Raw genomic sequence first — 22375 nt, forward strand, 5'->3', positions numbered from 1 at the left:
ATGCATTCCATCCGAGCCTGTCTTCTCGTCGGGCTTCTGATTGGATTGCAACCTCACTTGGCGGTCGCACAACCGCAGCCATTGAGTGATACGGGATTATCGAATGGCTCAGGCTCAAAAACCGGGCAGCCTTTGAATCTTCCGACTGGTTTCACACAAGAAACTTTTCGCGATGATCAGGGAGAGCATCGCTACCTTCTATTCACCCCGAGTGATTACACCCCGGATAAAAAATGGCCGGTCGTACTCTTTCTGCACGGTGCGGGAGAGAAAGGAACTGATGGGATTCTCCCCATCGCAGCTGGATTAGGGACTGCTCTTTCAGAAAACCCGCACCAGAAGTTTCTCGCCGTCTTTCCGCAGAACGAAAACATACGAGGACGACATCTCACCAGTTGGCTCGCCGATACTCAAGAGAGCCAGCGTGCTCTAAAAATACTGGAGCAGGTCGAAGCAAAATTCTCGGTTGACGCTTCCCAGCGAGTGCTCGCAGGTTGGTCAATGGGAGGATACGGAGCTTGGAGTCTGGCAGCTGCGAACCCAAATCACTGGGCGCGAGTGCTTGCCATCTCTGGGGGAGAAGTGGAGCCCCCGCTCTCGCTTTCCAAACTTGCCGAAAGCAAGGTTCCTGTGTGGGCAATCCATGGTAACGAAGACGCGCTGATTCCTTTCGGGCATTCCGTAGATCTCATCGAAAAGCTGAATGCGCAAGGAGGAAACGGGACAGCCACAATTGTGGAAGGAGTCGGACACGATGTCTGGCGATATGCTTTCGCGAACCAGAAACTCATGCACTGGCTCGCTGACGCGAAGACCAGCCAGCCATTGGAAGCCCTGCAACTCGACTCACTGGAGCCGCTTCCATCACGAAGCCCATTTTATGTCGAACAGTTCACGCAACTCGAAGTCCTGCCAGACACCATTTCTCTGCGAATGGGCAATGACGCACTCGAAGTCGTTGCACAAGGGATTTCAGACGTCATCCCGTCGACAGCTCTCTCAGGAAAGTTGGACGACATCGAACGCCAGTTCAGTTCCGGCGGAGAGACGATCGAAGTAAAACTCTCCAACATCGAGTTCGAATGCAATGTTGTGGGTAGCGAACTCAAAGGGATTTCCGGGGGTCGGTTCTTAACGCGATTCGAACTAAATCCTCTTCGCCTGAAAATCGGCAGCACATCGCTGAAGGCGGGAGCCGTCTCTGCATCGACCGGAGCATTCCATATTGATCTGGGACATCGAAGACCAGTGCTCCTCGAAGTTGAGATTCAACCCAACGTCAACGGATCTGGACTGGAACTTACGCCGCTTCGCCAACGGTTTTCCATTGCCGACAATAACTGGCATATCACTCCTCCCACAGAAGTTACTGTCCACGGAGGCGACTACACAAAAGCGAACATTGTGACCGGAGTCGTCGGCGGGCTGTACCTTCAGAAAGCTCAAATTGAAAAAGCTGTCCTGGGTGTGGTTCCTTCACTCATGAAAGTGGTTGAAGAAGGACTCAAGTCCCGAGAGACTCCGAGACTCGCAAGATTGCTGTGGCCGTTGCCGGTCCTTGTGCCGGATATGAGCATCGCCCCCAGCCAGGTCCGCACAGACAAAAACGGACTCTCATTGGTCTTTGACATGCAGGTTCGCACTGGTCTCGGTGTTCATACGCAAGACGAGTCCACTTCTCCAGTTCAACCGTTCGCGGTGGCAGATTTGTCTTCGTCTCGCAAACTGAATTTCGGCCTCGCTTTAAGTGCCATTAACACTCTCGGCGATTTTGCAATTCAGGATGGTCTGGCCTATGTGAATGTTCAGGATCTCCCGAGTCAACAATTAGCAGACCTAGCCGAACCGGATGTGCTGCACCGCCTGTTCCCGGATGATGTCAAAGTTGACGACACCGACTGGAACGTTGGGCTGCGACTCATCAAGTCGTTCAAGATTCAAGCTGTCCCGCAAGAGAACCGCCCGGATGAACTGCTAATTGAAATTGAAGTCCCGCATGCCAGACTCGAGGCTGCTCGGCAAAATACCCAAGAAGGCTTAAACATCGATTTTTCGCTGAAGCAACAGATTCAGCTTACGACGCTGAAAACAGATGGAATCCCAAGTGCCTTGATTATCACCTGGCTTCCAAACCCTGAGGTCAAAGCTCAGCGACAAAACATGAATCGAACGGCTCAGTATGACGAGTTCGAAACGACCTTCAAAACGGCATGGACCGAATGGACTCAGTCGCAATCAGGTGCTGAACGTCCTATTCCTCAAATGAAGTTCGGCTCTTCTGCTCTCACACTGGAATCATTTCTCATTCAGAACCAGATTGCCGAGCTCACGTTCGGCCCCATCTCTGGAGTGAAGAGCGGCGAATCGTCTGCAGTTGCCAGCGAGTGACAATCACTGACTCTGGCTCTGGCTCAGAACATCTTGATAAACCTCACGAATACGCTCTGTCATCACTTCGTGTCGGAATAGATCAGTAAATCGATCGCGTCCTGCCGAGCCGAATCGCTCTCGAAGTTCTGGATTGGCGGCAAGATCGAGAATTGCGATCGTTAGTTCCTTGATGGAATCTTGAGGCAATAAAAATCCTGTCTCACCGGGGATAACAACTTCTCGGGCTCCGCCGACGTCGTATGAAATCACCGGCTTGCCGGAGATCAACCCTTGAGGCAACACGCGGGCCAAGCCTTCCCATTGACTGGTATGTGCGACGATGTCCATCGCATGCATCAGTTGAGGGATTTCACTTGTAGGAACGAGTCCGGAGAAACGAAAGAAATCTGAAAGACCAGCTTCCTTGATACTCGCTTCATACTGGTCGCGAAGAATCCCGTCGCCGACGAATAGATAGCGTACGTTTGGATTCTGATTAATCACTTCGGTCGCGGATTCAATTAAAAATTCGTGCCCTTTCAGATGAAAAAGGCGACCAATTTTTCCGACGACAATATGGTCATCGCTGAATCCGAATTGCCGACGAACCTGTTCTCTTGAAACCGGCGGGTTCAGAAACGGTTCGACGTCAAACCCGCTCTGGATGGTGATGTACTTCTCGGGGGTTGAAATCCCCTCTGCCACATAGGCGTCTCGCATCGCATCGGCAACGCAAATATATTTGCGAGTCCACCCCGAGACAGCTTTCTCCGCGGCCACGTATGCCTTGTAGGCGATTTTGGGTTGCCCGAAATGGAAGGCTGCCCCGTGGATTGAATGAACAACCGGGATCTTAAGTTTTCTCGCAGCGTAGCGACCAAGAATGCCAGCCTTGGAGCTGTGAGTATGAATGAGGTCGGGTTGAATTTCTCGAAGCAGCCGAATCAACCGCCTGTACGCACGCCAGTCATCGAGCGGCCGGATGCTACGCTTCATTTCAGGCAGGACTTCCAGCCTGAAACGACCTTCTCTTGCCCTTGGAATAAGTGACCCTTCAGGGCCTTCCGCTGGCCCGGTGATCAAGCAGACATCATCTCCATGAATGTCGTGTTGATCTTCAACATTATGAAGCGTGTTCTCCTGAGCTCCCCCCAGAATGAGTCGGGTAATGATATGGGCGACATTCACAAAGTTGCTGCTTCAGGCTTTCTCATGCTTGCGAGGGGCGCGTCGAGGTCTGACTTTCCGGGAACCAGCAGTAAAGAGTGGGGCGCGAGCAGAGGGAAGAAATGCAGGATCAGCGATCCTGCATTTCTTCCTTACCCACAATTTCTGATCCACGACTCACTTCGACAGTGCGAAAATTCAGGCTCAACAGTGAAACTTCGCACTCGACCAATCAACTTGGGATTGAAATCAACCCTGAATGTGACTGAACGAATCCTTTGAGGTCAGTCAGGTTTAACTGATCCACATGCTGACGACGTCCTGATACATGACGAAGCCCATCATACTGAGGATGAGGACAAAGCCGACGAGGTGAGCAAAGTTGACGACACGTTCTGGCGGTTTTCTTCGTAAAATCCCTTCCCAGATGAGGAACACCATGTGCCCACCGTCCAGAACGGGAATTGGCAGAAAGTTGATGACCGCCAGGTTAATACTGATCAACCCCAGGAATCGCAGGAAGTGTCCAATCCCGAGATCGGCAAAACCGAACGCCATACCAGCGATTCGTAGTGGTCCACTCAGACCTTTATGTGAAATTGATCCCATGATCAAACCTCTAAGAGTGAGGTAGATATCTTCCATGGAAGTCACGGTATAGCGACCAGCCATTCCGATCGCCCCCTGAAGTGAGTCCGCAGACTGTGTTGTCATTTCGGAAGTGAGCACAAGTCCACGGACAGTCGGCATGTACCAGCCTTCGATGGGCTGCGGGTCCATCTGCACAATCACAGGCTTTTCGCCATCTGCTCGTTTGATTTCGAATTCGACGCTACGGCTTCTTCCGAATTCCTGAATCAACCAGAAGGCGTAAGCGACGTTATTCTCACGAATTTCAATGGCGTACGATTTCTCCCCAATTCGATCCGGTTTGGCGCCTTCTTTCTGCTTCAGTGTGATCTTCAGTAACTGATCACGCTTTTGAATGCCATGCTCGGCTGCCACGCTACCTTCGTCAACAGAGTACACGCTGTGCATCAAGTTGTACCCGACCCCGATACTGGGGATCGAAAGCAGACTTGCCGGCGAGAGTGGAGGCTCCGACCAGGCTGGTCGGCTTTCAGGAACAATTTTCAGTTCAACTTCTTCCGGTGACCCACCTTTGACTTCGCGAGAGACAACGACTGTGACCTCTTTGCCTGCTCGCTCAGAGAAATATTCAGTCAATCGGAATGGATCGTGAGCTGTCTCCAGTGCGTCCTCACCACCATCTGTCGTTCCGGCTTCAACTCCGTCCTCAATGATTTTGGCAATCTGGTCGCCGACTTTGAGCCCGGCTTTTTCAGCGGGGGAGTCTTTGCGGACCGCCTCAACTTTGCCGATCCACATTCTCATACCGAAACCAACAAACTGTTGCGGTGGGACTTTCAGATGAACGGTTTCCGCTGACTTCCCTTTTCGACGAACTCCAACATCGAGAGTTTCTGCAGCGGTTTCGTGAAGAACATCAACTAATTGTGTGTAATCCTCGATGGCAGTGCCGTTGACGGACTCAATGGTGTCCCCCGGTTGAAAATCCACATCCGCTGTGGCGGTTCCAGGCAATTTGATGGAGAACTCTTCGGGTTTCGCAAATGTGTGGACTGTGGTGCTGTTATTGGGGCGAAGTCCGATTTGCCGAACGATTCCTTCTTTTGCCGGAGTGAGTGTGATATCAAACTTGGAATCATCTTCATGAAAACCTTCCAGCCGAATCGCACCGCGTGAAAGAGCGGTCCCACGGAGAATATCTTCAAAGTTCTCGACGACACGTCCATTGATGGATGTAATCGTATCTCCCATCCGCAGGCCGTTCGTCCAGCCGGGCATGCCGACTTCAACATTTCCGACAACGCGATCTGTCGTCTCCACGCCTGAGCTGAAGGCGATAACAAAAAACAGAAACCCGGTGATGATGTTCATGATCACCCCGGCGGAGATGATAGCCATCCGTTGCGGGACAGATTTCGCCGAGTAGGAACGTGGATCCTCCGCGACCTCATCATCGGTCATTTGCCCGGGGTCCATGTCATCCTGCCCCAGCATCTTCACGTAGCCACCGAAGGGAATCCAACTCAGCCAATATTCAGTTTCGCCCCATTTCCGGGCGAGAATTGGTTGGCCGAAGCCGATGCTGAATCTCTCGACATTAACGTCACACCATTTGGCGACAAGGAAGTGCCCCAATTCGTGGAAGAAAATGACCATCCCTAAGCCAGCAGCTGCGATCAATATGTTCAGCAGCGAGGAGCCGTCAAGGAAGGAGAGGAGTGTGAAGTCGATGAAGTCCAACGGAGTGCCTCCTGGCGCGCCCATCCATCGAGAGTGAGGAGTTCATCCAACGTTGGATTGCTCTCAAACTGATGTGACGCAAGTATCGAGCGACAGAGTCGCGGGATCTCTGGGAATGTTAATTGGTCTTGAAGAAATCGGTCGACAGCGACTTCATTCGCTGCATTCAACACGACTCCGGCAGTACCACCTTGATCTGCAACTTCGAATCCTAACGCGAGTGCGGGGAATCGTTCGAGATCAGGTGGCTCAAAATCAAGGGAAAATGTTTGAGATATGTCAAGTTTTGGGCTGGTTCCTGCGATCCGATCGGGCCATGTAATTGCGTATTGAATAGGCAACTTCATATCCGGCGGAGATAGCTGGGCCATGACCGAGCCGTCCACGAACTCCACCATCGAATGCACAATCGATTGTGGATGGACGACAACTTCAATTTGCCTGGCATTGATTCCAAAAAGCCAGCGTGCCTCGATGACTTCCAATGCCTTATTCATCATTGTCGCGGAATCGATCGTAATTTTCGGTCCCATGTCCCAAGTCGGGTGGTCCAAGGCATTTGCGACTGTCGCCTGAGCTATTTTCTCGGCACTCCAGGAGCGGAACGGTCCACCGCTGGCAGTGAGGATCAATTTTGAGACATCTTCTCTCTTGCCGCAAGCGAGAGCCTGGAAGATTGCAGAGTGTTCACTGTCAACGGGAATCAAAACAGAACCGGTTTCAACCGCTTTTTGTGTGACCAGTGAACCGGCGACCACCAATGTTTCTTTATTTGCTAACCCGATCCGTTTTCCCGCCTCGACGGCAGCCAATGTTCCGCGAAGTCCCGCTGCTCCGACGATTCCGGTGATGACGGTCTCAATTTCTGGAACTTCAACAGCTTTGAGCAGAGCCTCTTCGCCATAGAGGACTTCAACAGAAGAGGGAAAAGCATTCGCTGCGACATCAGATGCCTGAACGCCAGTCAGGACAACAGTTTGAGGAAGGAATTCCGCTGCACTGCGGGCCAATTCTCGCCAACTGGAATGAGCCGACAGAAGATCAATAGACATGGATTCTGAGTGAGCACGAACGACTTCAAGGCAACTCGTTCCAATTGAACCAGTTGCGCCAAGAAGTCCGATACGTTTTTTGCTGTCCGACAAGAATCTTTGTCCCACTGAACTCTTTTCTCGAATGATCCTTAATTCTAGGCGTTCCAGTAAGGAAGCCGCAAGATTGTCTTACAACTGCGAATTCTTCAATCTGACACTGGACTGCGAACAATTTGCATATGACCCTTGTCGCTGCATATGATTTCCCTTTCGGAATGAACCGAAGTTCCATCTCTTTAGCATTTTGAGGTCCGTCCGTGTTTAAGAATGTTGCCGTTGTCGGTGCGACAGGTGCCGTTGGGCAAATTGTGCGTCGTCTTCTCGAAGAAAGAAACTTTCCCGCTGAGAAGTTTCGATTTCTCGCCTCTGCCAGAAGTGCTGGAACGAAACTGACGTTCAAAGGCGAAGAACACACGATTGAAGAACTGACCAAAGATTGCTTTGCCGGATCTGACCTTGTTATCGCCTCAACACCAGATGATATTGCTCAGGAGTACCTGCCCTCAGCTGTCGAGGCTGGCTGCAAAGTCATCGATGAATCAGGCTACTGGCGAATGAAAGAGGGGGTCGCCCTCGTCATTCCGGAAGTCAATCCTCAGGATGCTCTCGACGCGAAAGGAATCATCGCCAGCCCGAACTGCTCAACAACTCAGATGGTCCTTGCACTCAAGCCGCTTCACGACGCAGCAAAAGTGAAACGGGTGATCGTCAGCACTTATCAGGCAACCAGCGGCGCTGGAGTCCAAGGGACTGCTGATCTCTTCGACGGATCGAAAGCATTTCTCTCAGGAGAGAAATACGAGTACAAAGCCTTCACGCATCCAATCGCGTTTAATTGTATCCCTCAAATCGGCGGCGAAAAAGCTGACGGATACACCAGCGAAGAATTAAAAATGCTTTACGAGACTCGAAAGATTCTCGGCGATGACTCCATTCTGGTGAACCCGACCGCTGTCCGAGTTCCTGTTGCCAATTGCCACAGCGAATCCATCACCGTGGAAACTGAACGTCCGATTTCTCCTCAGGAAGCACGCGAACTCTTCGAAGCATTCCCGGGAATTCAGGTCATCGATGATCTGCCGAACAGTGCATATCCGCTGCCGAGTACCTGTGATGGTTCGGATCTTGTCTACATCGGGCGAATCCGCAAAGACATTTCGAATCCAAATGGGTTAAGCTTCTGGTGTGTGAGCGACAACCTCCGGAAAGGGGCAGCCACCAATGCTGTCCAAATCGGAGAACTGCTAGCCAAGAACCTGTAAGCGAAGCCCCGTTCGAAAAATATGATCGGTAGAGCAGTTTGCTCTACCGTGTGCCCGTAAAGAACGCATTTCTCTAGAAGCAGTCTGAAAACTACTGGAATGGTCGCTTTCCTCAACGTTTGAGAGAGCAATTTCAAGTTTCAGGATCAGTTCTAGTAAATATGCTGTTCGCCACGAGGCAGATCCTGCAAACCAACTCGAAAGATGCTCTAACGCAAAACGCCTTGATCGGCGAAATCCCGATCAAGGCGTTTTTTTTATTCTCAAAAATTCTTCGATGCCTTACTCGACCTCGAAGGGGCATCGACTCAATGATTCGTTGCTGTATCGAGTTGGGAGTGATTTTGGCTCACTTGTGAAGCAGATTGAATTTTGTCAGCGGGCTCTTCATCAGTCTGCTCTTCATCGGCGTACACAATGGCGTCGTCTTTGTTAAGAATTTCAGCAGTGACGTCCTCACTGAAGTCGCTCACATCGTGCGGTTTCTCTTCCGCTGGAGTCGGTGCTCCGACGTTCATGCCCACTCCAGGATTGAAGATCAGCGAAGGCAACAGGTCGGCAATCGCGTGCCAGTAAGTCGGGAAGACCGGGTATTTCAATTCTGGGTTTTCTGTTTGATACTCCGCCATTCGATTGCAAAGTGCATCATGCCGATACCGAGGATGTCGATGGTGCGGACCATGGACGAAGATGTCGAAATTCAAGTAGGTCGCCAGTCGGGTAATGGGACCGTTCCCGATGACCGTCCGCGTTCCCAGGAGTGGATCATAACTTTCCATTCCGAGGTGCTCAGTAAACTTGCGGAACGTTTGGAAAATCCCAGCCAGGATGTGTGGAACAACCCAGGCAGTGAGAAAGATTACCCACGTGTTTGTATAGGCAACAACTGCGAAGGCCGCTGTCCAAAAAACCACGATCGCAATATATTCGTTTCGAATCTTCTTTCGGATTTCCGGATTCGTGAGCGGTGAATCCTTATGGAAATACAACCGCCCGTAAACACAAGGGGATGTGATCACACCAAATGGAATTTCCAGCCAGCAGAAAATCCTGCGAAACCAAAGCGAGGTCTTGGGATCGGAGTAGGGCCACAATTCCCAGTCAGACGATTTGTTCAGATAGGCATGATGCCTGATGTGGCTTTCTCGATAGACATGAAAGGGAACAAAAATCATTGTTCCCAAAAAACGCCCAACGACAATGCTGAACTGCTTCGATCCACATAACGTGTGGTGAGCTGCTTCATGGAAACAACTGGTCCAACAAAATAAGCAATATGCAGCAGTCAAAGTCCAAAGTACCTTCAATCCCCAGTAATCCATTGGCCAGGCAAGGGCGAGGCAGAGTATCGCCAAAAGACCAACCGGACCGAAAATGAATCGGGGGATTGCTGACTGCGCAATTGACTTCGATATCGAAGTCTGTTCAAAAGTTGCGTTTGACATTACTTAGTAACACTTAGGGGCTTGTTGTTATCCTGTCCCTCCATGGTAAGTTCTGGGATGGCGTGGCTCATGATCTTATTTCGCCATAGCACCTATATTGCCCATATTCTACGTTCGTAAGAGTCGATTGAACAGATTATTCCAGTCAAAATCATCGATTAGGTTATTCGTGAGCCTCTGTTTAAATCAGCAATCCGATAGTTCCGGGCAGCTCGAATCGAACAATTTTCGGGCTCGCCAGACCGCTCATCACCGACAATTCCAGGCATTCCAAGATCCGGAACACCTGCTGCAAGCCTATACCTAGAAGTATCTTACGACGAAAGAGTTTCGTGAACAGCGGGAGCAGGGAGGGATTGGCTGGTAGAGTCTTCGGAAGCTTGAAGCTGTGAACGCTCTTCAGCGTACTGTCGACGTGAGATTAAAAGGAGCAAAGCTGGCAGACAGACGAGATCACACACAACCGCTGCACCAAGAATCGCTGCCATAATCAACCCAAACTGCTTTGTTGGGACAAACGCACTTGATGCAAAGACCAACATTCCCATGGCGCAAATGAGGGTTGTCTGCAGCATCGCTGCTCCACACGTCTGAATCGACTCTTTGATCGCGTTGACTGGCTGACGAGTTTCAGCGACTCGGTTTCTATAAAAGCACAGGAAGTGAATTGTGTCATCAACCGCAATCCCCATGGCAACACCAGCTGTCATCATGGTTCCAATGTCGATTGGAATGGACGCTCCGCCCATCACGCCAAAGATGACAATGACTGGAAACGTATTCAAGATGGTGACCAGCGCAGCAACTTTGAACTCCCGCAGGACAAGGAGAATGCAGATGCCAATGAAAGCAAATGCTGTCAGCAGGCTTCGAAACAAATCGTTCAGAATCATGACCTGAATATTTTCGATCAGCGGCATCATCCCTGAAAACTGGACTTGAATCCCACTGTCCTGAAACTCTTTCGAGTTGAGAAGCTGCTCGACACGCGAGGTGATTCGCTGACCAATGTCTCCGTAGCTGAGCCCTTCGGTCGCGAACGCACGACCAGTCACCCGCCATGACTGATTTTGATCGTCTTCGAAATAGTAATTCAAAGAGTCCAGTGAAGAACGCGCCGAGTGAAGACGTTTATTCACAAGAGCTTGACGCATCACCCTCCCGGTTGAGCCTGAGCTTGCACGATCCGGAAGGAATGTGACTGCCGACATCGCAGCGTGAATTCCGTCGACATCTTCAACCAGCGAATGGATTTGTTTCACGACATTGACTTGCTCAGAGATATTGGTGTTCGAGTTTTGATCGAAGCGGACAATGACCTCCACTGGAACGCTCGCACCAATGTTCGATTCAAGCCAATGATAATCGCGGAGAATTTTCGTCTCTTTCCCAAACAACGATGTGACATCCACACTCGTTCGCATGTGTCGCATTCCCAGCAATGCACAAACGATGAGTATTGCAAATGTCCCTGTGATCACTCCCGGATAGGCCGGAACCGACTGGCTCAGGAAGTTTAAGGATTTCGATTTTTTTCTCAGTTCAGGACTTCGCCGAGAGATTGGCCATTTCAATATCGCATCGGGAAGTACGCACATCAGGAGAGTGACTGTCAGGATCAATCCGGCTGCAGAAAAAGCACCAAAAACAGCAATGGGAGTCACTCGACTCACGCTCAACGAACACAACCCGACTGCAGTTGTGAGTGTTGCCAGAACGCAAGGTTTCCAGCCTTCGATCCACGCATTTTGCAAAGCCAATTCAACATCGATCGTTTCAGGCTGTGCTCGAAAATAGTTGACAAAGTGGATACCGGCAGAAACCGTCAACACGAATATCAGTGGAGGCGCAACGATCAAAACAGCATCGAGCGTGTACCCTGCATAGTAGATTCCAGCAAGCACAATCCCTTGTCCCAAGCAGGCGAGCCCCAGGATGACACCCGCGATGCGCCAAGACCGTAAGCAGTAATAACAAAAAATCGCAGCGACAAGCGTTGAGAGAGCCCCGAAAAGATTGACTCCTCTGACACTTTCGTCATCGATTGCAACACCATCATGTGGTGGCCCGACAATGACGATGGAATCGGCAGTGAGGCCTGTTGTTGATTTCGTGATATCGAGAAGGTGCTCGATCGATTCGCGACGATATTCGTTTCCGTCATAAGTGAGCACTACAACTGCGCAACTCGTCCGTAGATCTGGTCCTACCAGAAACCCTTCCAACCGCTTCGCGGCAGATGCTTTGGAAAGACTCAAAGGTCGCTCTGTCATCTGCTGCACCGTCCCCGCACCGGTCACAACTCGCTCAAAGGGGATTATTCCAATTTCGGCGAGTTCATTCCCACGCAGCAGATTCGTTTCTAACTTCGTCAGGCGAGGATCATCAAGCGTGCAGCCTTCCCAGCTGACGTAGACAACATCGTTCCCTTCAAATTCCTGTCTGAAACGATCGAACAACTGCCGTTGTGGATTGTCAGGCGAGGCCCACTTCTCCGGAGTAATCCTCATTCCATCAACACTTGAGCGGGCTCCATGAATGACGACAGGAACCAGCAGGACAATGACAGCAATGGCGACATTGGCCCGCAATCGATAGCGTTTCTTGACGTTCAAATTACCGTTGGGGAGAGAATTCATTTCTGATGAGCAGGCCTGAGAACTGTGGGACTTCCAGATTTTCAATACGAGATCAAATCCGATTGTGGTCTTTAGGTTCTGCCTCGTGGAGAACAGCATTTTCATTGGAGAAATGCGTGCTACACGGGCACACGGTAGAGCAAACTGCTCTAAGGCAGACAATAGATACTTCTGAAACCACGGTCATTCATTTGATTTTCATTCACTTAGGCATTTTTTTTGAGAGCGAATGGACTCAAAGAACTCTTCCGAAGATCAACTTCCAGTCCCGAGATAATCCGCACGGTTCAAACAGTTCGAATAATCCTTACAACGATCGAGAGCAGCCAATCAATCGACCTCTGATTCACTATTCGATTTGAACTTCAGGCTCGTAGCGAGCGGCCAATATCGGTGTGAAAGCGAACTTCAGGGATAAGCTGGTTTTGACCACACGTCGGGATGTGTCGAGTTTCCCGAATCTGAGGAGAGAGAATTCGAAATGTGGGCTTACCAGTCCCTCCTCTTTCCATTCCATGAATGAGCAACATACAACATCTTCGCGATCAGAAATGACAACGCACTGAAGTCGTCAGCCTGAGGGATGGTTTTCACAAACTCCAAGTGGACTGATAGTCGCTACGATGTTTGAGTCGAAGTCATTATCATGCCGATTTTACTGTATAAAATAAACCTTTTTTCAGAGATTTGCAGTTTCTCATTTCATGCAGTTTCTCATTTCATTAAATGAAACAGGGATGAATCATGTCACTTGAACTCATCGATGTGCGTAAAAGCTATCGAAATCCAGGAGGGACAGAATTACCCGTTCTGAATATCCCGGAATTTCGAATCCAGGAAGGAGAGCAAGTCGCACTGATTGGCCAAAGTGGTTGCGGTAAGACGACCCTGCTGAATGTCATCTCCGGAATCACCCGTCCTGATTCTGGAAAGGTCATTGTTGGAGGTGTTGATGTCACCGACTTACCGGAACCTTCTCGCGATCGGTTTCGTGCCGATCGAATCGGTATTGTCTTTCAAACGTTTCACTTGCTGCCAGCTTTCTCGGCCCTCGAAAACGTCATCCTCGGGATGGCATTTGCGGGCAAGCAAAATCGAAAATATGCTGAAGAGCTCATTGACCGTGTAGGCTTGAAATCTCGAATGAATCACCGTCCGGGACAACTCTCAGTGGGCGAACAACAGCGAGTTTCCGTAGCGCGTGCACTCGCCAGTCGTCCTCGGCTCATGCTGGCAGACGAACCGACAGCGAGTGTCGATCTGGCAAACCAGGATCTCATTCTCGGTCTGATCCGCGAAACCTGCCGCGAGCATAACGTCTCGTTGTTACTGGTGACGCACTCTCAAGAAGTCTCCAAACAGTTCGATCGAGTTGAACATCTCAACGAATTCAATCAAGTAGAGGTGCTCGCATGAATCTGATTACGATTGCATTCAAAAACATGAAGCATCGATCATTGTCGTCGTTGCTCACGAGTTTCAGTGTCGCTTTGGGAGTTGCTTTAATGGTCGCCGTTCTGATTTTGAACGGAGTCGTCACCAAGCTCTTTCAAGAAACGGGGAGCGGATACGATTTAGTCGTCGGCCCCAAAGGAAGTGCAACACAACTGATCCTGAGCACGATCTACCGTATCGACAAACCGATCGAAAACTTGCCATGGCGGTACTACCAGCAATGGACGAAAGATCCTCGCGTCGAACATGCAATCCCAGTCAACCTGGGTGATACCACTGAACTCGGCGGATTCCCGATTGTTGGCACAACGCCGCAATACTTTCTAGTTGAGTACGCCCCCGGAAAGAAGTTCCGAGTTGGTGCAGACGAAAACTCCATACGTGGAACCTGGGATGCCGTTGTTGGCTCAGAAGTCGCACGTAAGAACGGCTGGAAAAAAGGGTCTAAGTTCAGAATGGTCCACTCTGGACAAGACGACAATATCCACGCAGAAGAGTTCACCGTTCAGGGAATTCTCGCGCCAACAGGAACTCCTAACGACCGCACAGCCTTTGTCCACATCGATGGATTCTACTTGCTCGACGAACACAGCAAACCAGTTCGAGAAGCGATTCGAGCAGAGGCAAAATTCTTTGATGAAACCGAAGCGGAAGTCATCGAGCGACACAAGGAAGACATCGATAAAATCCTGAAGCACGAAGCGGAAGCTGCCGAAGATGAGCATCATCATGCACACGGTCCGGTTGCGGATATTCAGAAAGAAGTTACCAGTATCTTGCTCGTAATGGCTGGCAACGACCTGCAACGCACGAACCGAACGATCATCATCCAGAACGACTTACGTGAGAACGGCCCTGCACAGGGAGCAAATCCCGTTCGCGTCATGGCAAGCTTGATCACCAATCTTGTGGGGAACATCCGACTCGCATTTCTCTACATGACCGGATTGATCATCGCTGTTTCAGGAATCGGAATTTTTGTCAGTATCTACAACTCCATGTCGGACCGGAAACGAGAAATCGCGATCATGCGAGCCCTCGGAGCCCGTCGAACGACGGTGTTCTCACTGATCCTTCTCGAATCCGTTTTGATCTGCCTGCTTGGCGGAGTGATTGGATTGCTGCTCGGACACGGAGTCGTTCTGGCGGCTGCACCGATCATTGAACAACGAAGCGGACTCTTGATTGACCCGCTCGTTTTCAACCCCGTGGAGTTCATCGTTATCCCGATCCTGATCGTCATGGCCTCGATCGTCGGATTTTTGCCCGGCCTGACTGCATATAAAACCGACGTTGCCGAAGGACTTCAAAGTTAGAGCAACTCGCTCTTTGCATGCAGCGTCCGAATGGAATGTTTTTCACTTTGTGAATCACTCATTTCCACAAGACCGGATGCGACTTTTTCACGAATCGCAAATCGCTGGAGACTTCACTTCAGCGATTTGCGCATTTTGTAATTCCTGAAGAGAACCTCACCAATGCTCACCTCTTGAGGAGCGACCACCTCGAAGCCTTTTGACTCGAAGAACGGTTTCGCTGTAATGCTCACATCGGATGTCAACTCGCTGAGACCGAGACCGTTGGCTGTCTCGAAAATCTTCGTGACAAGAGAATTGCCGACACCTTGCCGCTGCCACTGATGATGCACGTAGAAGTGGTCAATGTAGCCCGTCTCGATCAAAGCTGCATATCCAACGATCTCGCTCGCAACCTCGCAAACAAACGGGTTCATCCCGGCAATCCGGGCATGCCATTTCTCCCGGTTCATTTCATCGGGAGCCCACGTCTGAACTTGCTCGGTTGAGTAGTCACGACTGTTCACCGTTCGAATTGTGTTATAAAACAACTCCCACAATTCGAGTTCTTCACCGGGCCTGTATCGTCTCACGAGCATGTTCAATGTTCTCGCCGGGTGCAATGTGGCCTGTTCACCGCGACTCGACCACAGCCTGTAGTACAGAGGGACTATTCAACGCAAAGTCACCCTTGCTTCAAAAAGTCTTCCAGGACAACTGTGTGATTATGTTCACCATCTTTTGCCGCGTAGATCATCAGAATCGTCTGATCACCCGCATTGTCGAGTAATTCTCGGCGAGCCTCTTTCAGTTCTTTCAGCTCGTCTTTATAGCGTTCCTGAAACACTTCCCATTTCTCAGGGTCATGGCCGAACCACTTTCGAAGTTCACTACTGGGAGCCAGGTCTTTCGCCCACTCGTCCAGTTGAAGAGTCTCTTTCTTGACACCCCGAGGCCAAAGTCGGTCGACAAGGACGCGATAGCCTTCGTCTGAGTCTTCGATGTCGTAGGCGCGGATCGTCCTGATTGTTGGTTTCTTCTTTGCTTTTTTATTTGCCATGGCTGTGAAGTCCTGCCCGTTGATTCTCACTGATTGACTTCTTGATTGTATGAGTGATCAACGTCCGTTTGTATTCTTCACATGAAGAGTTTGCAGCTGACGATACAGAACGACCAATCCACGTCAGAGATCCATGATTCGCCACGAACAACTTCATGCAGGGTTTCATACTGCGTTTCATGCTCTATCAGATCCAAACTCTGTCGGATGAATTCTGGAAGACTCCGGTTTTGCAAAAGCGACAGAATGAAGCAGTTCGGCACTTACGCTCCTTTCTCAAACGAGACCATCCTCGCCTCAAGTCGCCTCACGTCGCCTCTGAAAGCCGCCCCATCTTGCCAGCTTTGTAATCGCGAATCGCCTCATGAATTTCCTCGCGAGTATTCATCACAAACGGTCCCTGTCCAACAACAGGTTCGCCAAGCGGTTCGCCTGTGAGGACAAGAATCCTTGATTCTGAATCGGCAGCGATCTCGACCGATGTTCCCTCGCGATCGAACAGAACCAGCTCGACTGCTTTCGCGAACTCGTTATTCACGGTCACACTTCCCGACTGGACGATCAGCAACGATGTGTGCCCACTTGGGATTGTCAGTTCCGTCGAACCTTCCGCGTTCAACTGTACATCCCAAACGTTGATCGGCGTGAAAGTGGAGGCTGGCCCGAGCGTGTCGAACAATTCTCCTGCAATGACGCGCGCGGTTCCTGCATTGTTCGGCAACGACAGACTCGGAAACTGATCCGCCAACAGGTCTTGATATTTGGCTGGCGACCCCTTGTCTTTCGCCGGAAGGTTGACCCACAGTTGCACCATCTCCAGCAGCCCACCCTGTCTGGTGAACTTCTCGCTATGGAACTCTTCGTGAACAATCCCGTTCCCGGCGGTCATCCATTGCACATCACCAGGGCCGAGCGTCCCATGTCCACCACTCGAATCACGGTGTTCGAGTTCGCCTTGATAAAGAACGGTGACAGTTTCAAATCCTTTATGCGGATGCTCACCGACTCCACGCTTGGCATCGCCAGGCTTAAACTCATGCGGCCCTGCATAGTCAAGCAATAGAAACGGATCAAATTCATTGCCTCCACCGTAGGAGAACAGACTCCGCACTGGAAATCCATCCCCGACCCAGTGTTGGGGAATGTTGCGAACGACTTGTCGGATGCTCTTTGCAGTCTTCATCTTTTGCCTTCCTCGATTTCACATGCCGACTGCGTTTGACGCTGGTTGTCGATGATTGAAACTGTTGGTGAATAGTCAGTCACGGCAATCACAGCAATCACGGCAGTCACGGCAGTCAGTCATGTTCATTGATTGACACGTCATTGCATCCATGCTGGGAACCGGATCCGTTCCATAGTGAAAGAACTTGTTTGCGACTTGTTACGTCTCATCAAAACTGAACAACGAATTCAAGCTTTCGTCTTGCCACTGCGTGCAGGTGAACTCTTCTTTCCCCACAGTGAGTGGTCCAGCGAAAACCTGCCTGGACCAGTCAATACGATGGCTGCGTAGACCGACAGGAAGATTGCCGCCAGTTCCTTTCTTTGCCACGGATCAGCCCCGTGAATCACGAAGAGCGCGATGATCATCGTGAAAGCCAGTGGCAACGCTGCCAGTCGCGTTCCTAATCCAAGAATCAGCAACAGAGAGCAACCGACTTCAGCACCGATCGTCGCGACGAGACTCATCTGGCTTCCTATTCCGAGAGGATCAGGAAACTTGGTCGCCAGTCCACTGAAACCGACGAGTTTCTGGTAGCCATGCACCAGCATAAACCCGCCGATGGCGACTCGAAGTATCAGCAACCCGGCTGAAAGTGTTGTGTCTCTGTTCATCATCGCGTTACTCCATTCTGTGTCAAAACTGCGTTCTCGTTTCTCACTGGTATTATCCATCTTGCTTTCAGGCCCATGTTTCATAACTACCTGAGTCATAACCGCCTGAGACTGTGCAAAACTTTCCCTCAGGCACTGATCACGTCTGGACAATGTGTTTCGCGTGTTCTGCGAAAACTTGCCCGCACTGCGTGCCTTTAGCCCGGTTCCATCTTCAGGTCAACTTCGCGACCATTGCGAATGTGTCTATCGGAATTGCCCCTGCCTGCGTGATGCGAGCGATCGTGAATTCGGTCGCCAACTTATTTCAGTCCCATGAGGCATCGACAACGCAAGACATCTTGTCTCCAGCATCAACCGTACTCTTGGTTGGAAAGGCCAGAGAGAGACTCGACGTCATCCCAGTGATGATCAAAGGCTATCATTCCGTTGGTGGATGCCATTTGGGGTCTCTTTGTAATCTTGAATTGTGAACCACTGGCGCCGAAAGATCATGCTCTCGAAACAGACCGAAAGCTCGCATCATTTCAGCGACCTTGTTTTTTACGCGAGTCGATTCCACAATGCAAGTATGGTCAAAATTGTTAGTAGTTACATTTAGGATACTATCCAGAGATCATGCCAAAAGAACAAGCAACAAAAACGCTGACTTGTCCAGTAGAAACCACTCTGAAAATTATTGGTGGTCGATGGAAAGTTTTGATCATTCACTTCCTGCTTAATGACACAATGCGGTTTGGTGAATTGACACGTTCGCTGAACGGGATTTCAGCACGAACTCTCTCAAAGCAACTCCGCGAACTCGAAGCGGATGGAGTCGTCCACCGCAAGGATTTTGGAGAAATTCCACCAAAGGTCGAATACTCATTGACGCCCCTCGGCAGATCGCTGGAGCAGGTCCTCCTCTCAATGGAGGCATGGGGGAGCACCGTCGAGAAACAGCGGACGAAACGCAAATCGAGTTGAGAATTCTACCTCCCGCACTGAAGGCAGAACGCGAGCACCAATTCGTAAACTCGAACGAAAAGCAGTGATACGGAGACGCCATTTGCTGCAACGCAACCCTCAGTCACCTTGTCCAAGAAACCTTCTCAGCGAGATGCTCGAAGAACAAACTCCGAATCGGTAACCTGAACGGTGCCGAGACGGCAATCGTTCCGCTCATCGAAAGTCAACAAGAATTAGAAGCGGAGTCCCTGGACGAACCACTCTCTCGACTCAAGAGCATTGATCATGAAATCCGGAATCAGCTTTTTACTCGTCCTGCTACTGTCTCAAGTTGCTCACAGCGATGAGGCCGACCGCATCGCCAAGCTTGAGAAGATTGCGGACCATGCACTGGAACAACCAACGCTCAATACGTCGCCACTTCCAGCTTATGACTATGACCAACTCGACTATGGAATGACAATCGGCATTGACCGCACTCCGGGTGGACGATTGTGGGCGTGCTGGGTCGCTGGTGGAGATAGTCCCAAAGCTTTCTTCGTGCTGGCGACGAGTGATGATGATGGCGAGAGCTGGTCAAAGCCGCGCCTTGTGATCGACACCCATTCTCCAGACCTTCCCATGGACCGGAGTACACTTGTCGGAAACCTGTGGACTGATCCGCTCGGTCGATTGTGGCTCTTCTTTGACCAGTCGATGCAGATGTTCGATGGCAGAGGGGGCGTTTGGGCAACCGTTTGCGAAAACCCCGACGCGGATACGCCGGAATGGTCAAGACCTACGCGAATCTGGCATGGTGTGACTCTCAACAAACCAACTGTCCTCAGCAATGGAGAGTGGATGTTGCCGATCTCACTGGACGAACGGGGCGGCCTGCATGAGTTTAAAGGCTGCTTTCGCGATCTTGATCCATTACGAGGAGCGAATGTCTTTGTTTCGAAAGATCAGGGGACAACGTGGACTCGACGCGGGATGGCAAACTTCTCAAATCCAGATTGGCACGAGCACATGATCATTGAACGTCAAGACGGGACGCTATGGATGCTCGCTCGAACTCGCAAAGGCATCATGGAGTCGACGTCTACTGATCAGGGAGCCACATGGTCGCTCCCGGTTCTCTCACAGATTAAACACCCCGTTGCCCGGTTCCACATTCGCAGGTTGGCTTCCGGTCGATTGTTACTCATCAAGCATGGAGATCAACTTGAGACTCATACTGGACGCGAACAGCTCAGCGCCTGGCTCTCTGAAGATGACGGCAAAACCTGGAAAGGTGGTCTCGTGCTCGATGAGAAAAAAGGCATCTCCTATCCCGATGGGTTTCAGGCTCCTGATGGAACACTCTTCATTTCTTACGATCGCAACCGCGCGAAAGATGGCGAGATTTTGTTAGCTCGATTTACCGAGGAAGATGTCCTGGCAAAGAAATTGGTCGCCAAAAACTCCCGACTGAAAATGCTGATCTCAAAGCCGCTGGCAAATCGCGTTCTCAAAGAAAAAAAGAAATAACAACACACCTGTCCACCCAATTCACAACTCTCCACTACAGCATTTTTCGAATTGACGTCTCTTCGCAGGGCGACTTGAGAAATCACGAAAGCCACACGAAATCAGTTTCATTGACTGAGAAGGTGGCAGTGCATTGCCGGATGGACAATACTCTCCTTTATCACTTGATCGCCTGACTGATGCTCTTCAAACCGGGCAGCCGTTTTATAAGACAAACTGCATGGCAAGTTGCATGGTGATCTTCGAGCATACCTTTGCTCCGTGAAACTCCTCAGAAGTCAACGCGATAACTGTCACCAAAGGATCGTTTATGTCCAAGTTGATCGTCCTGCTCCTCACAAGTTTCTGTCTGTATTCAATACCTTGCATTGCTCAGGATCAGGCCAATGTTGAGCGTGTGCACCGGGTCACTCACGATGAGTACGAGGCGACGCTGAAGTTTTGGGAACAGAAGTTTTCTGATTTTTTTGAACTGCAAGTCGTCGGCAGCACCGAGAATGGGTATGACATTCATCTCATCAAAATCACTGATCCAGATGTTGATGACGCTCAGAAACAAATCGCTTTGATAACCTCATTGCATGGAGGCCCGGAGCGTTCCGGGACAACGACCGCGTTACACTTTGTCGAATGGGTGACCGGTGATTCTCCTGAAGCTCAAGAGCTGCGCCGCAAGCAGATTCTTCTGATCATGCCGATCAATCATCCTGAATCTTTTTTCGAAACGGACCGTTTCGGCAACGCAGCCAAGATCGATCCTTACACAGGAGGAGGGCCTCAGCACTGGGATCTAAAGAAACTTGTATACCTCTCACTCGACAAAGCTCCGGAAGTAAAAGCAGTTCTTGATGTCGTTGATCGCTGGCAGCCGGAGATTCATGCAGATCTCCATGGCACAGGGCTACAAGAATATCCGCTGGAGAAGCTGGGAGACCGAACCCGATACCAAGGCCAGACAATGTTTGAGGTGAGTGGGTCGGCCTATTCCAACTTTGCTTTGCGGCCGTGGGACTGGCGAGTGACTGAAGCGATGATCAAGTCAGGAGAACAGGCAGGCTATCCGTCAGACCGTTTCGAGGCTGATGCACAACGATCTTTTCATGGTCCCGCAATGAATGGAATCAGCGACCGGACCTGGTCCGGACAATCAAATTTCTACACGGCTCAATACGGGTACGCGAAGTATCACACCATGGTGAGTACGTTTGAAATTGGCTGGGAGAAGAGCGGAATTGCCCGCTTGCGAGGCCTGTTGGAAATCGGAAATAAGCCCTGGCAAAATGAACCATACGCCGGCTACCCAGTCAATCGTGTGAAATTCTTCATCGGGCACTTCGTCACAGCTTATGGAAACTCAGCTGCCGAGCGTCGCCAAAGCCGTGTTCAGCTGTGGCAGAATCAGGGTCAGTTTGGCCAAGCAGTTCTCTATCCACAAACCGATGGCCGCGATACCTATTTCGTGACCACATCGGCAGCTGCCAATAAGCTGTTAGTGAAAGACAAGGATCAGTTTCTGAAAGCACTTTCAAAACGAAAAGATATTGATTTTGATTCGTTCCAGCAATTTCTACGTCGAGGCCCCGAGGTGCAGGTTGCCGTCAGCAAGCCGAGTCAGAAGGTCGAGTCAACATATTCCAATGAGAGCGGGATTGGCTTTCGCTTGCGAATTCCATATCGAAATCCACAATTTGACAGTATCAAACTGAATGGGCATCCCCTCAAACAAGATGCAAAGAATGGTTGGACCTCATGGTTTGCAAACGGCTACACACAGGTCCAAATCAATTTGCCACCAAGTGAAACCAAGAATCAAGACCTGTTCCTGGTAACTTGCGAATACACCCCGGACGAAGTCCGACGAATCGGCTGGGAACCTCCGCAGGAAGTCCAAGAGCAACTCAAGTCAAAAAACAAACAGTGAGCAACTGGAGCCTCGCGCCCCAGGCATTTTCGCTCGTATT

General features: G+C 50.5%; 16 protein-coding genes. 7 read left to right on the forward strand and 9 right to left on the reverse strand.

The genetic code is table 11. The features are described 5' to 3' along the window. Window positions 1-2388 carry a carboxylesterase family protein gene (locus Mal48_RS14455; protein WP_197441714.1) on the forward strand — a complete coding sequence of 796 codons (2388 nt, stop codon included), beginning with the start codon at window positions 1-3 and terminating at the stop codon, window positions 2386-2388. Between the two features lie 3 nt (window positions 2389-2391). Here Mal48_RS14455 and Mal48_RS14460 read toward each other — a convergent pair whose 3' ends face one another. The 3 genes from Mal48_RS14460 to Mal48_RS14470 all read right to left on the reverse strand — a co-directional run bounded on the left by Mal48_RS14460 (window position 2392) and on the right by Mal48_RS14470 (window position 7028). Further along, entirely contained in the window at window positions 2392-3558 is a 1167-nt protein-coding gene (locus tag Mal48_RS14460) for a glycosyltransferase family 4 protein (protein ID WP_145200826.1), read from the reverse strand. A 273-nt stretch (window positions 3559-3831) separates the two neighbouring features. Beyond that, window positions 3832-5868, reverse strand: coding sequence for an RIP metalloprotease RseP (rseP, locus tag Mal48_RS14465; RefSeq protein ID WP_197441715.1), 2037 nt, complete (start codon window positions 5866-5868; stop codon window positions 3832-3834). Next, on the reverse strand, window positions 5814-7028 hold the full coding sequence (locus tag Mal48_RS14470) for a 1-deoxy-D-xylulose-5-phosphate reductoisomerase (protein WP_231739593.1): 1215 nt from the start codon (window positions 7026-7028) through the stop codon (window positions 5814-5816). Before Mal48_RS14470 ends, rseP begins: the two co-directional genes overlap by 55 nt. A 191-nt stretch (window positions 7029-7219) precedes the next feature. Between Mal48_RS14470 and Mal48_RS14475 the strand changes: the two genes are divergently transcribed. Further along, the gene (locus tag Mal48_RS14475; RefSeq protein ID WP_145200832.1) at window positions 7220-8224 is read left to right on the forward strand and encodes an aspartate-semialdehyde dehydrogenase; all 1005 of its coding nucleotides are present in this window, start codon (window positions 7220-7222) and stop codon (window positions 8222-8224) included. Between the two features lie 308 nt (window positions 8225-8532). Here Mal48_RS14475 and Mal48_RS14480 read toward each other — a convergent pair whose 3' ends face one another. Then, window positions 8533-9669: a fatty acid desaturase family protein gene (locus Mal48_RS14480; RefSeq protein ID WP_145200835.1), complete on the reverse strand. Its 1137-nt coding sequence runs from the start codon at window positions 9667-9669 to the stop codon at window positions 8533-8535. Between the two features lie 314 nt (window positions 9670-9983). Next, a complete protein-coding gene (locus tag Mal48_RS14485; RefSeq protein ID WP_197441716.1) occupies window positions 9984-12308 on the reverse strand; it encodes an efflux RND transporter permease subunit in 2325 nt (774 codons plus the stop codon). A 744-nt stretch (window positions 12309-13052) separates the two neighbouring features. Between Mal48_RS14485 and Mal48_RS14490 the strand changes: the two genes are divergently transcribed. Together Mal48_RS14490 and Mal48_RS14495 are read left to right on the forward strand one after the other, a co-directional pair. Then, the gene (locus tag Mal48_RS14490) at window positions 13053-13724 is read left to right on the forward strand and encodes an ABC transporter ATP-binding protein (protein ID WP_145200841.1); all 672 of its coding nucleotides are present in this window, start codon (window positions 13053-13055) and stop codon (window positions 13722-13724) included. Continuing rightward, entirely contained in the window at window positions 13721-15079 is a 1359-nt protein-coding gene (locus Mal48_RS14495) for an ABC transporter permease (RefSeq protein WP_145200844.1), read from the forward strand. The genes Mal48_RS14490 and Mal48_RS14495 overlap by 4 nt, the downstream gene beginning before the upstream one ends. 113 nt (window positions 15080-15192) lie before the next feature. Here Mal48_RS14495 and Mal48_RS14500 read toward each other — a convergent pair whose 3' ends face one another. The 4 genes from Mal48_RS14500 to Mal48_RS14515 all read right to left on the reverse strand — a co-directional run bounded on the left by Mal48_RS14500 (window position 15193) and on the right by Mal48_RS14515 (window position 17960). Continuing rightward, window positions 15193-15651 (reverse strand): GNAT family N-acetyltransferase, encoded by a 459-nt coding sequence (locus tag Mal48_RS14500; RefSeq protein ID WP_197441717.1) that lies wholly within the window; start codon window positions 15649-15651, stop codon window positions 15193-15195. Window positions 15652-15743: 92 nt separating this feature from the next. Then, window positions 15744-16118 (reverse strand): DUF488 domain-containing protein, encoded by a 375-nt coding sequence (locus Mal48_RS14505; protein WP_145200850.1) that lies wholly within the window; start codon window positions 16116-16118, stop codon window positions 15744-15746. 307 nt (window positions 16119-16425) lie between these two features. Further along, window positions 16426-17301, reverse strand: a complete 876-nt coding sequence (locus Mal48_RS14510) for a pirin family protein (RefSeq protein ID WP_145200853.1) — start codon at window positions 17299-17301, stop codon at window positions 16426-16428. A gap of 230 nt (window positions 17302-17531) precedes the next feature. Next, window positions 17532-17960 carry a DoxX family protein gene (locus tag Mal48_RS14515; protein WP_145200856.1) on the reverse strand — a complete coding sequence of 143 codons (429 nt, stop codon included), beginning with the start codon at window positions 17958-17960 and terminating at the stop codon, window positions 17532-17534. A 615-nt stretch (window positions 17961-18575) separates the two neighbouring features. Here Mal48_RS14515 and Mal48_RS14520 point away from each other — a divergent pair. The 3 genes from Mal48_RS14520 (at window position 18576) to Mal48_RS14530 (ending at window position 22335) form a co-directional block, all read left to right on the forward strand. Next, on the forward strand, window positions 18576-18923 hold the full coding sequence (locus Mal48_RS14520; protein ID WP_145200859.1) for a winged helix-turn-helix transcriptional regulator: 348 nt from the start codon (window positions 18576-18578) through the stop codon (window positions 18921-18923). Window positions 18924-19190: 267 nt separating this feature from the next. Beyond that, on the forward strand, window positions 19191-20414 hold the full coding sequence (locus tag Mal48_RS14525) for a sialidase family protein (RefSeq protein WP_145200862.1): 1224 nt from the start codon (window positions 19191-19193) through the stop codon (window positions 20412-20414). A gap of 310 nt (window positions 20415-20724) precedes the next feature. Continuing rightward, on the forward strand, window positions 20725-22335 hold the full coding sequence (locus Mal48_RS14530; RefSeq protein ID WP_145200865.1) for a M14 family zinc carboxypeptidase: 1611 nt from the start codon (window positions 20725-20727) through the stop codon (window positions 22333-22335). Window positions 22336-22375: the final 40 nt, after the last annotated feature.

This window comes from Thalassoglobus polymorphus, from assembly GCF_007744255.1.
Lineage (GTDB): Bacteria > Planctomycetota > Planctomycetia > Planctomycetales > Planctomycetaceae > Thalassoglobus > Thalassoglobus polymorphus.